At 40.8% G+C, this 14,743-nt stretch carries 13 protein-coding genes; 1 reads left to right on the forward strand and 12 read right to left on the reverse strand.

What is annotated here, in order from left to right; all coding sequences use genetic code 11:
• Positions 1-18: 18 nt before the first annotated feature.
• The 5 genes from BT1A1_RS10450 to mce all read right to left on the reverse strand — a co-directional run bounded on the left by BT1A1_RS10450 (position 19) and on the right by mce (position 5,418).
• Positions 19-1,266 (reverse strand): DNA polymerase IV, encoded by a 1,248-nt coding sequence (locus tag BT1A1_RS10450; protein ID WP_034770948.1) that lies wholly within the window; start codon positions 1,264-1,266, stop codon positions 19-21.
• A 169-nt stretch (positions 1,267-1,435) separates the two neighbouring features.
• Entirely contained in the window at positions 1,436-1,915 is a 480-nt protein-coding gene (locus BT1A1_RS10455) for a chemotaxis protein CheW (protein WP_231553329.1), read from the reverse strand.
• A 45-nt stretch (positions 1,916-1,960) separates the two neighbouring features.
• Positions 1,961-3,085, reverse strand: coding sequence for a M20/M25/M40 family metallo-hydrolase (locus BT1A1_RS10460; protein ID WP_034770883.1), 1,125 nt, complete (start codon positions 3,083-3,085; stop codon positions 1,961-1,963).
• A gap of 329 nt (positions 3,086-3,414) precedes the next feature.
• Positions 3,415-4,968 (reverse strand): acyl-CoA carboxylase subunit beta, encoded by a 1,554-nt coding sequence (locus BT1A1_RS10465; RefSeq protein ID WP_034770885.1) that lies wholly within the window; start codon positions 4,966-4,968, stop codon positions 3,415-3,417.
• A 42-nt stretch (positions 4,969-5,010) separates the two neighbouring features.
• On the reverse strand, positions 5,011-5,418 hold the full coding sequence (mce, locus tag BT1A1_RS10470) for a methylmalonyl-CoA epimerase (RefSeq protein WP_034770886.1): 408 nt from the start codon (positions 5,416-5,418) through the stop codon (positions 5,011-5,013).
• A 221-nt stretch (positions 5,419-5,639) separates the two neighbouring features.
• Here mce and prli42 point away from each other — a divergent pair, with 221 nt between their 5' ends.
• On the forward strand, positions 5,640-5,735 hold the full coding sequence (gene prli42, locus BT1A1_RS18675; RefSeq protein ID WP_152032400.1) for a stressosome-associated protein Prli42: 96 nt from the start codon (positions 5,640-5,642) through the stop codon (positions 5,733-5,735).
• Between the two features lie 41 nt (positions 5,736-5,776).
• Here the strand turns inward: prli42 and BT1A1_RS10475 are convergent, their stop codons facing one another.
• The 7 genes from BT1A1_RS10475 to BT1A1_RS10505 form a co-directional block, all read right to left on the reverse strand.
• Positions 5,777-6,289, reverse strand: coding sequence for a L,D-transpeptidase (locus BT1A1_RS10475; protein WP_034770889.1), 513 nt, complete (start codon positions 6,287-6,289; stop codon positions 5,777-5,779).
• A 337-nt stretch (positions 6,290-6,626) separates the two neighbouring features.
• Positions 6,627-7,064: a BrxA/BrxB family bacilliredoxin gene (locus BT1A1_RS10480; RefSeq protein WP_034770950.1), complete on the reverse strand. Its 438-nt coding sequence runs from the start codon at positions 7,062-7,064 to the stop codon at positions 6,627-6,629.
• Positions 7,065-7,083: 19 nt separating this feature from the next.
• Positions 7,084-8,106 carry a methylmalonyl Co-A mutase-associated GTPase MeaB gene (gene meaB, locus BT1A1_RS10485; RefSeq protein WP_051989099.1) on the reverse strand — a complete coding sequence of 341 codons (1,023 nt, stop codon included), beginning with the start codon at positions 8,104-8,106 and terminating at the stop codon, positions 7,084-7,086.
• On the reverse strand, positions 8,106-10,229 hold the full coding sequence (gene scpA / locus BT1A1_RS10490) for a methylmalonyl-CoA mutase (RefSeq protein WP_051989101.1): 2,124 nt from the start codon (positions 10,227-10,229) through the stop codon (positions 8,106-8,108). The genes meaB and scpA overlap by 1 nt, the downstream gene beginning before the upstream one ends.
• A gap of 29 nt (positions 10,230-10,258) precedes the next feature.
• Positions 10,259-12,196, reverse strand: a complete 1,938-nt coding sequence (locus BT1A1_RS10495) for a methylmalonyl-CoA mutase family protein (protein ID WP_034770892.1) — start codon at positions 12,194-12,196, stop codon at positions 10,259-10,261.
• Positions 12,197-12,475: 279 nt separating this feature from the next.
• Positions 12,476-13,729 carry a dihydrolipoamide acetyltransferase family protein gene (locus BT1A1_RS10500; protein WP_034770893.1) on the reverse strand — a complete coding sequence of 418 codons (1,254 nt, stop codon included), beginning with the start codon at positions 13,727-13,729 and terminating at the stop codon, positions 12,476-12,478.
• A gap of 20 nt (positions 13,730-13,749) precedes the next feature.
• Positions 13,750-14,733, reverse strand: coding sequence for an alpha-ketoacid dehydrogenase subunit beta (locus tag BT1A1_RS10505; RefSeq protein ID WP_034770896.1), 984 nt, complete (start codon positions 14,731-14,733; stop codon positions 13,750-13,752).
• Positions 14,734-14,743: the final 10 nt, after the last annotated feature.

Here is a 14,743-nt window from a genome sequence, read left to right on the forward strand (position 1 = left end):
ATACACCCTTTCCTGTTATTATTCATCATCTTCTAAAAGAAAATCTTTATTAAAACTTGTATCCGTGTGTCCTTCTTTGTGAGAAGTTTTCAAACCTTTTTTAATAATATCTTCCCCAAATTTTTTGCGTAAATGATCAATCGCCTCTAGTAACAGTTCTTCTTTTGCATCCTTTTCATATGTAAATAGATCCAATTGTTTATACGCATGTTTTTCGTCAACTAGATCATTTCCTGTAATTCCTAACAGTCGAACAGGCGTCCCGTTCCAATTTTTTAAAAAAATCGATTTTGCTTGCTGATAGATGTCCATCTCTTCTTGAATAGGATTTCCCAATTTTTTGCTCCTAGTCAATGTCGTTCGGTCTTTGTAGCGAATCGTCACGGCAATATTGGTCGTATAAACTTCCTTATTTTTCAAACGGGCGGATACCGTTTGAGCCAGCTTTTGTAAAACAGTGAGCAAATTATTTTGCGAACTGATATCCCTGGGCAATGTTGTTGAATTCCCGATGCTTTTAAAGTCATAAATACTTTCGGGGTCGACACGTCTATGATCGATTCCATTGGCTCGCTCTTTTAAACGAATCCCATTAATCCCCAATAATTTTTGAAGTTGGTGTTCATCTCCTTGAGCTAAATCTCCAATCGTCTCCATACCTATCGTATGTAATTTTTCGGCCGTTTTGGCTCCGACCCCATGCATTTCACTTACCGGCATCGGCCATAAAATCTTTTGAACATCCCGCTTGCGTAAGATTGTAATACCGAGTGGCTTTTTCATATCAGAAGCCATTTTTGCCAAAAATTTATTAGGTGCAATCCCAATGCTGCACGGTAAATTCATTTCTTGTAAAAGGCGGTTTTGAATCGATTGGGCAATTTTTAGCGGGTGATCCGTGACATATTCAGTGATGTCTAAATACCCTTCGTCAATGGAGACCGGCTCAACAATACTGGTATATTCCCGCAATATTTGAAACATCCTTGTTGAAGCTTTCCGATACTGGTCAAAGTTCGGTGCTTTCACAATGAGCTCAGGACAAAGTTTTTTTGCTTGCCACAAAGGCATCGTTGTCTTGACGCCAAGCTTTCTCGCTTCATAACTGCATGTAACAATAATCCCACGCCGCTCTTTTGGGTTTCCGGCAATGGCGAGCGGCTTCCCTTTTAATGATGGATTTAAAGATATTTCAACCGAGGCGTAGAAACTGTTCATATCGACATGGAAAATAATTCTGCCTTTCTCACCTTTTTTTTCGCTCATGCTCGAAATCACCTTTTTCCACCTGCATTCAGGCCGGATATTGATATTCCATCCACCGTGCCGCTTGTCCCTTCAATAATCGGTATGTGCAACACCTTACCGGGAATCAATTATTTTGCCTTCGCAGCTACTCGATTTTCCAAAGCTGACATAAATGTGAAATAACCTATTAGGAATCGGTTATTTTTGCCTGTTCCTCCATATACGCTTGAATTTCTCTAATTCCGTCTAAACTGTTGATCATTCGGTTCGGATCAATTAGCGTAATGAGGCGATTATCTAAGTTGATTACACCGGTAAAATAAGAAGTTTTTTGATAGGCAAACAAGCCGACTTGTTTAATCGAATCGGTACTTACTTCCATTAATTCTTTTGCCTCACCTACAAGCAAAGCTAACTTTAATATTCCGGTTTTTAAAACAATCAATCTTGTCATTTCATGTAAAGCTTCATCGGTTCCATATAAAACATGATGCAAGTCAACAACCGGTACAAGTTCTCCTCTTACCTTTACCAAACCTTTAATAAAATTCGGCAGTTGTGGCACCGGCGTTATTTTTTCCGGTTTTTCAATGGAAATAACATGGTCGACATCAATCGCATACTCTTCATGCTTCTCTTTAAAAATAACGACTTTGACTGTGTCCAAATAACTCACCACCTTCATGATAAATCCGCTAAAACTCACTTGCTCCTAAGACTGTTTGTTTACTGTATCGACAATGGCAACAACCAGTTCAGCCAACTTATTAAGTTCTGCAATCGGCATTCTTTCTTTTGTCGTATGAATTTCTTCATAACCTACCCCAAGAACAACAGTAGGTATTCCCATGCCTGCGATTACATTGGCATCACTACCGCCGCCGCTTTTTATGAGTTTGCTGTTACGACCAATCTTTTCTGCCGCCTTACTTGCTATTTTGACAACGACATCGTCCGGTCCGTATTTGAAAGACGGATACATCACTTTTATTTCTACATCGGCTGTTGCTCCCATTTCACGAGCTGCCTCCGTAAAGGCATGTTTCATTTTGTCAAGCTGGATATTTAATTTTTCATTTGAAAGAGAGCGAGCCTCTGCAAAGACATACGCTTTTTCACAGACAATATTGGTTGCTTGCCCGCCTTCAAAACGACCGATATTTGCCGTCGTTTCTTCATCGATGCGACCCAGCGGCATTTTGGAAATTGCTTTTGCTGCAACCGTTATCGCGGAAACCCCTTTTTCCGGGGCAACACCGGCATGAGCACTCTTCCCGGTAATTGTCGCATTGATTTTTGCTTGCGTAGGTGCTGCTATTACAATTGTACCTACTTCTCCGTCACTATCAAGAGCAAATCCGTATTTTGCATGAATTTTAGAAGAATCCAGTGCTTTTGCTCCTACTAATCCGGACTCTTCACCAACTGTAATAATGAATTGAAGATCACCGTGTTCGATATTATCTTCTTTTAAAACACGGATGGCTTCAAACATTGCGGCAATGCCCGCTTTGTCATCTGCCCCGAGAATCGTTGTTCCGTCCGTGACCACATAGCCGTTTTCAATAGTAGGTTTCACTCCTTTTCCCGGAACAACGGTATCCATATGGGAAGTAAAGTAAATTGGATCGCTTGCACGGTTTGTCCCTTTTAATGTGCAAATTAAATTTCCTGCACCATGCCCGGTTTGTTCCATTGTTTGATCTTCAAAAACTTCCAAACCAAGTTTTGCAAATTTTTGTTTTAAAATCTTGGCAATTTCGCCTTCATGCTTGGTTTCAGAATCGATCCGGACAAGTTCGAGAAACTCTTCCAGCAATCTATTTTTATTGATCATTTTCAACCCTCCAGTCTACATATTTATAAGTATACTCCTATTTAACCGGTTCCTTCAATTTTTTCTTTTTCAGTTTTTTAGACTAGGAGGGACAAGTCCCGGCTTCAATGAATCTTGTCAAATAATTCTTTCCAGTCATTTTGTACTTCTAAAGAAAACTCGGCGATTGCCGAGCTTTTGGCGAGAGCAGAGCCGCAAGAGCACTTATGCGTTAGGAAAGTAGAAATTGGAAAATTTATACTTTCCTATTAGCTAAAGAAAGGACAATATTTCCGACAAGGATGAAAGCCCACTTGTCATAAATATCGTCCACTTCTATAACGGATTAATTATAATGGAATATTTCCATGTTTCTTTTTCGGTCGTTCTTCTTTTTTCGTTTGCAGCATGTCCAATGCTTGAATGAGTTTGATTCTCGTTTCACGGGGATCAATGACATCATCGACCATTCCCATTTTTGCCGCTACATATGGATTGGCGAATTTGTCTTTATATTCCTGAATTTTTTGGCTGCGAACCGCTTCCGGATCGGCACTGTTCTGAATTTCTTTGGCAAAAATAATATTTGCTGCACCCTCGGGACCCATAACAGCAATTTCCGCATTTGGCCAGGCAAAAACAAGATCGGCTCCAATCGATTTACTGTTTAAAGCAACATAAGCACCGCCATATGCTTTGCGGGTAATTATCGTTATTTTTGGTACCGTTGCTTCCGAATACGCATATAAAATTTTTGCCCCATGGCGAATAATTCCGCCGTGCTCTTGTTTGACGCCCGGGAAAAATCCGGTCACATCTTCAAAGGTGATGAGCGGTATATTGAAAGAATCACAAAAGCGGATAAAGCGGGCGGCCTTGTCGGATGAATCAATATCAAGTCCGCCAGCCATAAATTTTGGCTGATTGCATATCAGACCGACAACTTCCCCTTTAATCCGGCCAAAACCGATCACGATATTTTTAGCAAAATCTTTCTGAACTTCAAAAAATGAATCTTCATCTACCACTTGTTCAACCACTTTTTTCATATCATACGGACGAACTGTATCAAAAGGAACAATTTCCGCCAAATCCGGTCGATAGTCGTCATCCTTTTTCAATTCTCGCCGCGGCGGTTTTTCAGTATTGTTGGCCGGCAAATACGAAAGCAGTTCCCTTACCATATAAAGAGCTTCTTCCTCTGTCTTTGCCTGAAAATGGCTATTGCCGCTAATCGAACTATGTACATGTGCGCCGCCTAAATTTTCCGCAGTTATTTGCTCACCGGTTACCGTTTCAATGACTTTTGGACCGGTAATAAACATTTGACTCGTTTTTTCGACCATAATAACAAAATCCGTAATTGCCGGCGAATACACAGCACCACCTGCACATGGCCCCATAATAACCGAAATTTGCGGGATGACACCGGAGTAAATGGCATTACGATAAAAAACATGTCCATATCCGTCAAGGGAAATAACCCCTTCTTGTATTCTCGCACCACCCGAATCATTGAGTCCAATAATCGGAACACCGTTTTTGGCAGCTAAATCCATAACATTGGCAATTTTCTTGGCGTGCATCTCACCCAAAGCCCCGCCGAATACGGTAAAATCTTGGGAAAATAAATAAACCGGTCGACCGTGAATTTTTGCAAACCCGGTAACCACCCCATCTCCGGGCCCTTTCGGTAAATCCGGTGAACGATGTTCCATGAAGGGATTTATTTCAACAAAAGACCCTTCATCCACTAATACATCAATCCGCTCCCGGGCAGTCATTTTTCCTTTCTCGTGTTGCCGATCAATTTTATCTTCTCCGCCCCCAAGTTCAACTTCCCGTCTTTTATCATACAATTCATGGATCTTATCATAAATATCCAATTTTTTTGTGTCTATCATTCGTTTCTCCCCTTTGTCCACAGTTGATAGATTATAGAAATTTTACTTTTGCTTTTGCTTTTGACATAATTCATATAAAACACCAAAAGTTGTCTTTGGATGAATAAATGCAACCAGTGCTCCCCCGGCACCGATTCGCGGCGTTTCATCGATGAGCCGTACCCCTTGTGATGCCAAATTTTCCAGTTCTTGATAAATATCGTCGGTTTTAAAAGCAATATGATGAATACCTTCCCCTTTTTTATCAAGAAATTTTTTAATCGTACTGTCATCACTGGTCGGTTCGAGTAATTCAATTTTACTGTTATTCACATCAATGAATGCGACTTTCACTTTTTGTGATTCGACAACCTCTGTTTTTATATGGCTTAATTGAAATGTACCCGTATATAGCGGAAGTGCCTTCTCCAATGAATGAACCGCAATCCCGATATGGTCAATACCTTTCAAACCGTTTCCTCCCCTCAAACGTAACATATCATTGATAATGCAAACAGACCAATTTATACAGTGCAAACCGTTCAATCCCCATCGTTCAACCTTCGACTCATTGACTTTTTATAACTATGAATCTCTAATTTTTTTAACAGGAAAAAGATAGGACTTGTTTGAAAGCCATTCTCGCGATAAAATAATGTCAATGAAAATAGAGTGGAGGTTGAATGACTCCGATGGGAAATAAAAAAGTCCGGAAAATTATCGTTTACTTAATGATTATCGCCATGGTTTTGACTACGTTATTTACAGGACTTTCCATACTATTCTAATTTGATTGTAAAAAAACATTAATGGAAAAGGGAATTCCCGATTATGGAATTGCCCTTTTTTCTTTAGCAATCTGTTCAAAGCTGGACGACTGATTGGTAATAAAAACCTTTGTACCGATTGGAACGTTATCAAATAACTTTTCGACATCCTCATTATTTAACCGGATACATCCTTCCGAAATATAAAGTCCGATCGACCACGGTTGGTTTGTACCATGAATTCCATATGTTCTCCCGTCTGTATCCAAGGCATCAAATCCAATCCAACGGGTACCGAGCGGATTATTGGGTGCTCCGCCTTGAATATCTTTTTTTCGATAATATGGATTTATTGCTTTCACTGTAACCGTAAACATTCCTTCCGGGGTTAATTCCGCATTTTTACCGGTTGCCGCCTTATACACTTCTTGGACAATCCCATCGTCAATAAAGGCAACTTCATTGGTTTGTTTATTGACGATTACAAATGGGTCACCCGGTAAAGGGTTCGGACCAATCGGCCAAACCGGTGAAATGGTTGTAAAAGCAATGAGGAAGCTTACCAATAGGTTCATCAAAACCACCCGCCTTTTCCATTAGTTTGAACAAAGTCAGGTGGTTTTATCCCCTTAACAGGTAGTCCATCCCTTATCAAAGTTTTTCGAGTTTATAAAGAAAACTCGGCGATTGCCGAGCCTTTAGGCGATGGCAAAGCCGCAAGAGCACTTATACTTAATTCTTAAAATTTCCAACTACGTCGATTTCGCTTCTTTGCTGGAAATTTATACTTTCTTAACGTACAAAAAAGTCAGGGCTGCCCGCATGCGTTAGATTGGATTAACTAACCATCAGCCCCTGATGGAAGTTTCATTTTATAATCACAAGTCTTAAACATATGAAACGCGGAAAAATTTATACTTCATCGCAATGCTGTTCAAATAATTCTTGTAATCGTTCGATGACCGAAACAGGTGAATGACCTTCAATTTCATGCCGTTCCACCATGCCGACAAGTTTGCCATCCTTTAACAAGGCAAATGATGGTGAAGAAGGCGGGTAATCATCGAAATAACTTCTTGCCTCGAGAGTGGCTTCCTTATCTTGACCGGCAAATACAGTGACTAAATAATCAGGACGTTTATCATAATCAATGGCGTATTTTGCGGCCGGACGGGCAATCCCCCCGGCACAACCGCATGTTGAATTGATCATAACCAGTGTTGTCCCTTTCCGTTGTAATGCTTCATCCACTTCTTCCGGCGTTCTTAATTCCTCATAACCGGCTGCGACAATTTCTTTCCGGGCTTGCTCAATATAATCATTCATTAAAATATTAAAATCCATACTCATGGTCAAATGTCCCTCCCATTTATTTTTCATTAAGATAAAGCTTCATCAACTGTTCAACGGCTGCGGAAACAGGCAACCGCCCATGTTCAACATCTTGTTGGATAACCGGCAGCATTTCTTTAATCACTTCATTTTGGAAAAAAGATTGCTGTAATTTCTCAACAATTGACGTCATTAACCAGTCATTTGTTTGTTTCCTTCTTCTTTCAAAAAAGATACCGGATTGTTTTGTTATCTTAACAAATTGCTGAACGACATGCCAAATATCGATAATCCCTTCTCCGGTAATTGAAGAACAAGTGTAGGCTTTCGTCTGCCATCCTTCTGTTGCCGGCCTTAAAAAGCGTAAAATTTGACTGTATTCGTTTCTCGTCCGAATGGCATTTTCCTTATTGGCACCATCAGCCTTTGTAATAATAATCCCGTCAACAAGCTCCATCATCCCTTTTTTCATCCCTTGGAGATCATCGCCGGCGCCGGTAATCGTCAGCATGAAAAACATATCAACCATCGTTCGGACAACGACTTCACTTTGTCCGACACCGATTGTTTCAACTAGTATAACATCAAACCCTGCTGCTTCACAAAGCATTATGCTCTCCCTTGTTTTTCGGTGAACACCTCCAAGCGTTCCCGAAGATGGAGAAGGTCTGATAAAGGCATTTTCTTCCCTTGACAGTGACTCCATTCGGGTTTTATCCCCCAATATACTTCCTCCCGTCATGGTTGATGAAGGATCAATAGCAAGAACGGCAACCTTTTTCCCCATTTTGCATAGTTCCGTTCCAAAGCGATCAATAAATGTACTTTTTCCTGCACCCGGAACACCGGTAATGCCGAGCCGGACGGACTTGCCGGAAAGAGGAATAATATCCTTCAATAATTGTTGCCCTGCCCGGAAGTGATCCGGATGATTGCTTTCAATTAGTGTAATGGCTTTTGCTAAAACCGTACGATCGCCTTTTTTAATTCCTTCCAAATAGTTGGAAATTGGAACGGTGCTGTTCTTTCTTCTAAACCGCCCGGAATATTCTTGTGCCATTACGATGACACTTCCTCATAGCCTAATCTTTTATAAATTTCTTCCAAAACAATTTTTGCCGCATGGGGAATAATGGTTCCAGGTCCAAATATTGCAGTTGCTCCTTGCTCTTTTAAAAATGGATAATCTTTTGGTGGAATCACGCCCCCGACGATAACAATAATATCTTCACGCCCTAATTTTTTCAATTCAGCAATTAGTTGCGGTAAAAATGTTTTATGTCCACCTGCCAATGAACTCATTCCGATAACATGAACATCATTTTCAACGGCTTGCCTGGCTGTTTCATCCGGTGTTTGAAAAAGCGGACCAATATCCACATCGAAGCCCATATCGGCAAATGCTGTTGAAATGACTTTTGCCCCGCGATCATGACCGTCTTGACCAATTTTTGCCATTAATAATCTTGGTCTTCTTCCTTCCAGCTCGTAAAATTCATCGGTCATTCTCCTGATTTCTTCTATGGTTTCATTGTCCTTAAATGCATGGCGATAAACACCGCTAATCGTACGGATTGTTGCTTGATGTCTGCCGGATGCGGCTTCGATGGCATCCGATATTTCACCTAATGTTGCCCGTTGTCTTGCCGCCGCAACAGATAATTCAAGGAGATTGCCTGTTCCTGTCTTTGCCGCCTCACGAATGGCTTCCAATGCTGTTTGTACCGCCGCTTCATCCCGATTTTCCTTTAATTCTTTTAATCTTGCAATTTGTTTTTCTCGAACTGCAGTGTTATCAATATCAAGAACTTCAATATTGGTTTCGTCATCCGTTTGGTAACAGTTCACTCCAATAATTTTTTCTTGGCCGGAGTCAATCATTGCCTGGCGTTTTGCAGCAGCTTCCTCAATTTTCAGCTTTGGTAATCCGGCTTCAATCGCCTTGGTCATACCGCCTAAGTTCTCGATTTCTTCAATATGTTGCCAAGCTTTTTCAATTAGTTGTTTCGTTAACGATTCGACATAATAAGAACCACCCCAAGGATCAATTGTATGTGTAATCCCTGTTTCTTCCTGTAAATAAATTTGTGTGTTGCGGGCAATTCGTGCTGAAAAATCGGTTGGCAGTGCAATTGCTTCATCGAGCGCATTCGTATGCAACGATTGCGTATGACCCATGGCCGCTGCATGTGCTTCAATTAGCGTACGAATAACATTGTTAAACGGGTCTTGTTCTGTCAAACTCCAACCGGAAGTTTGTGAATGGGTTCTAAGTGCCAGTGATTTCGGATTTTTCGGATTGAATTGTTTCATTAATTTTGCCCAAATGAGACGAGCTGCTCTGAGTTTAGCCACTTCCATAAAATAATTCATGCCAATTCCCCAGAAAAAGCTGAGTCGCGGAGCAAAAGAATCAATATCAATTCCTGCCGCAAGCCCCGTCCGTACATATTCCAAACCGTCAGCTAGCGTATAGGCTAATTCAATATCTGCCGGTGCTCCCGCCTCTTGAATATGGTAGCCGGATATACTAATGCTGTTGAATTTCGGCATATGTTTCGCCGTATAAGCAAAAATATCAGAAATAATACGCATGGACATACTCGGTGGATAAATATACGTATTGCGGACCATATATTCTTTTAAAATATCATTTTGAATTGTTCCTGATAATTGATCTTGAGAAACCCCCTGTTCTTCCGCTGTCACGATATAAAAAGCCATAATCGGAAGGACGGCTCCGTTCATCGTCATCGACACCGACATTTTATCAAGCGGGATCTGATCGAATAAAATTTTCATGTCAAGAACCGAATCAATTGCCACACCGGCTTTTCCGACATCACCGACAACTCTGGGATTATCTGAGTCATAGCCGCGGTGGGTGGGAAGATCAAAAGCAACAGATAACCCTTTTTGCCCCATTTTCAAGTTTCTTAAATAAAAAGCATTACTTTCTTCTGCAGTCGAAAACCCCGCGTATTGGCGAATAGTCCAGGGCCTGTTAATATACATGGTCGGATACGGTCCTCTTGTATAAGGTGGAAGACCCGGGTACGATTGAAGAGCTTCCATTCCTTGCAGATCCTCTTCTGTATAAATTGATTGAATCGGTATATTCTCATAAGTTTGAAAGATGTGCTCCTTTTGGCGCGGCTGGTTGGCCCTCTCGTCATGAAATATATTTACTTTTCTAAAATTCGGCCTCACATCTATTCCCCCTTCACGAAAAAGCGGACAATTCTCTCTAAACATTGAACTTGCTCTTCCTGCGTATTTAAGATCAATTGAACGCCAATTTGCTTAAACTTATTGTGAATGTCCGCTTCCTTTGAACCGGCAATGATGAATCCTTTATCCGGATACTTTTGGACAATGAACTGAATATCAGAAAATGCCGCTGTTAATTCCTGGTCATTGCCGCAAAAACAATACAGTTTTTTTCCGGATTCTTTTATTATTTTGTCAAAATCATTATCTTGGCTTATTTCCGTGGCGATCCCCGCAGTATGTAACCATTCTGAAACCTCGTCAAAAATCAACTTTTTATCTTTCAAATCGCCGCAGTTTATTAAAATGGCAGTCGGTTTTTCACCGGTTTCGTTCTCATATTTCGCTACCTCAAAACGGATTTTTTCATACGGCTCACTTAATCGGAAACATTGAAGCGGTTGAATCCCCTCGCTCGCTTGATCTACCTTGGTGAAAAATTGATCGAGTCGTGTTCCTGCTTTTACTTTTTCAATGACTTGATAAAAATCGCTGACGGCAAGGTAACCGGAATGCGCTTGATTCTTTGCTGTTTCAAACGGGTCATGCAACTTTTCAGTCAAGTCCACATATTGGTTTGTCCCGATCAGTTTCGTTTTCCGCTGATTAACATCAGACTGTTTTACCGCTTTCATTTCAGCTACTTGGTTTTGAACTTTACCTTCAATAATCGACGAAAGCATGCCCCCTGAATCTTCAATAGTTAAAAACAACGTCCATGCTTTTTCAATCAATTGTTGCGTTAATGATTCAACAAAATACGAACCGCCGGCAGGATCACTGACAAGTGAAAGTTTTGCTTCTTCTCGGAACAGATGGTGTATGTTGCGGCTAATCCTTTGTCCCAGTGCACTAACTTCCCCAAACACTTCATCATACGGAGAAACTCGTAAAATTTGCACCTGCCCAATGGTTGCGGCAAATGCCTCCCCGCCAATTCGAAGCATATTCGTATACGGATCCAATTTTGATTTATTTCCGTTTGTCGTTTCAGCATAAATATCCATCGCTACATTCGGTACATGATAAGATTCAGCTATTTTTTTCCATAAATACCGTGCCGCCCTAAGTTTGGCAATTTCCATAAAAAAATGGGAACTAATTGAGAAACCAAAGAAAATTTTCGAAAATATTTGTTCAACATTCCATCCGGATTTTTTTATCTGCTCAATATGTTCCACAGCGGTTGCCAGTGCAAAAGCGATTTGTTGAACTGCATTACCACCGGATTTTTCATAGATGGTCCCATCGACATATATCGTTTTCAGGTTCGGAAATTGCTGGTCCATATAATGAAGACTATCTTGCCAGATTGAATAAAACATTTTCATCATTTGCGACGAATAACAATTGCGGCAAAAAACGGCGACCGGGTCCGTTCCAATCCAACCTGTGATTTTTTCTCGCTCGGCACTACCCTTTATCCCTTCTGTCAAAAACGCATAAAACGGAATAACTTCTTCTTCCCCTTCAATGAAGAAAGGAATATTAGCAACATCAATATGATGAAATAATTTAGCAAAAGCGGTAGCATCCAAACAATCAGGTATCGTTAATGAAATACTGTTTTGACCATTCCGGATGGCGCTCAATAAGTTTTTATGTAGTTCTTCTATCGTCTTTCCCGTAACAGCTTGGGCAATATACCAGCTATTGTCACTAGTTGTTGCCGGGTACATTCTTTCATATCCAACAGGCAAATCAGCCTTCGTATACAGCGGTTTAATCGTAATATTTTCATATGTTTTCCGGTAATATTCACCGATTGTTTTCCCCTTTAAGGCACGATCTGCGGCTTCAACCCATTGTTCATAGGTAACATCCGGAAATGTCGATTGAATCGCAGCCGATAATTGTTTGACCCCATTACCCTCCTTCAAAATTGTTCCCCCTTATCGGAAAATTTTTTTTATTATATTTGTTATTTTATCGAAAAAAAGGGCGATTGCAAAACGAAAGAACTCATTATAGTAAATTTGATAATAAATAACGAAAACATTGGAATAATACAGAACAAATAAATCGTATTGATTTTCCTAACGAAAAAGGGACAGTTTTTACATGTCCCTTTACGAAAGTGAATTTCTACTCTCATTTACATTATCGGTCCGTTCCGATCTGTCAGTCTCTTTGAAGATTGGCATCACGTACTTATGAATTTAGTAAATACTAATATGATCTTTATCTATAGCTTCGAGCCGCTCTTTTACTTTTTTCATAAACTTTCCGCAAATATAACCGTCCAATATCCGATGATCGAGGGATAAGCATAAATTTACTCTGTCCCGTACAGCGATCATCCCGTTATCCATCACAACCAATTTTTTAACGATTGATTCTACTTGCAAAATCGCAGCTTGCGGGTAATTAATAATACCCATAGACTGGATAGAGCCGAAAGCACCGGTGTTATTTACCGTAAATGTTCCACCCTGTAAATCATCTGCCGTTAAAGTTCCCGTTCGGGCTTTGTTTGCCAGTTCATAAATTTCCTTGGCAATTCTCTTAATGGATTTTTCATCGGCATGTTTAATTACCGGAACAAATAGTGCATCATCCGCTGCCACCGCAATAGAAAGATGAATATCTTTTTTCCGAATAATTTTATCCCCGGCCCAGGTGGCATTCAATTCCGGAAATTCCTTTAATGTTTGAGCAACCACCTTGACGAAAAAGGCAAAATAGGTGAGCGGAAAGCCTTCCTTCGCTTCAAATTCTTTTTTAATTGCATTCCGGTAGTTAACAAGATCAGTTACATCGGCTTCTACCATCATCCAAGCATGGGGGATTTCTTGTTTCGATTTTGTTAAATTAGCTGCAATGACTTTTCGTATTCCCGTAACCGGAATTTCCATATCTCCGGCAGCTGACTGGAGGGGAGAAACCGACTCCGGTTCCGCAAAAACAACTTCTCTCTTTTCGTTATTTTCTTTAACTGGAGTCGCATCCGATTTTGGGATGTTTGCAGTTGCAATCAGTTGTTGCAAATCTTTTCGTGTGATGCGCCCTCCTCTTCCCGTACCTTTCACCTGACTCAAGTCGATCTGATGCTCTTGGGCCAGTTTCAAAACAGCCGGTGAATAACGTTGCTTTAACGGCATCTCTTGATTATGTTCAACAATCGGCGTGGATTCAACAGGTTCCGCTTGTTCTTGAACAGTTCCGGCTTGATCTTCCGTTTCAATTACACAAATAACTTCACCGACAGCATAAGTTTCTTCTTCTTTGGCAATGACTTCTTTAATCACCCCTGTAAAAGAGGAAGGAATTTCAGCAGTAACCTTATCCGTCAACACTTCGGCAAGGGGATCATATTTATTCACATGATCTCCGACAGCAACAAGCCATTTCGTGATTGTTCCTTCTGTTACACTTTCGCCTAATTTCGGCATCGTTATTTTTTCCAACCCCATGACTTTCACCTACCTGCTTTTTAAAATTCAGCCAAATCACGCATTGCTTTTTCAATTTTATCTTGATTGATTAAAAAGAACTTTTCCATTGTTGGAGAAAATGGCATTGCCGGTATATCCGGTCCGGCTAATCGCATAATCGGCGCGTCTAATTCAAACAAACAATGTTCAGCTATGATTGCGGCCACTTCACTAATAATGCTGCCTTCTTTATTATCTTCAGTAACAAGCAATACTTTTCCCGTTTTTGCCGCCGCTTGGCAAATCGCTTCCTTATCTAATGGATAAACGGTTTGCAAATCAAGAATATGGGCAGAAATCCCTTCATTTGCTAATTTTTCCGCTGCTTGCAGGGCAAAGTGCACACATAAACCATACGTAATTACCGTGATGTCGTCTCCCTCTCTTTTCACATCTGCTTTTCCAATCGGCAGGACATAATCATCGAGCGGCACTTCCCCTTTTAGGAAACGGTAGGCCCGCTTATGTTCGAAAAATAATACCGGATCATCATCACGAATCGCAGCTTTCAAAAGTCCTTTTACATCATAAGGGGTAGAAGGCATGACAATTTTCAAACCCGGTTGATTGGCAAAAATGGCTTCGACCGATTGAGAATGATACAAACCACCATGAACACCACCACCATAAGGAGCACGAATAACAAGCGGACAGTTCCAATCATTATTCGATCGGTAGCGGATTCTTGCCGCTTCGGAAATGATCTGGTTAACGGCCGGCAGGATAAAATCGGCAAACTGCATTTCTGCAATCGGGCGCATACCGTACATGGCACTACCAATCGCCACACCCGCTATAGCTGATTCGGCAAGCGGGGTATCGATTACCCTTTCTTCTCCAAATTGCTCATATAAACCTTGAGTTGCTTTAAACACGCCACCCTTTTTTCCAACATCCTCACCCAGGATAAAAACATTCTCATCCCGTTCCATCTCTTCACGGATGGCCATTGTTACCGCATCAATGTAAGATATGATTGGCATATTCTTCCCC

The sequence above is a fragment of the Caldibacillus thermoamylovorans genome (genome assembly GCF_000751775.1).
Lineage (GTDB): Bacteria > Bacillota > Bacilli > Bacillales > Caldibacillaceae > Caldifermentibacillus > Caldifermentibacillus hisashii.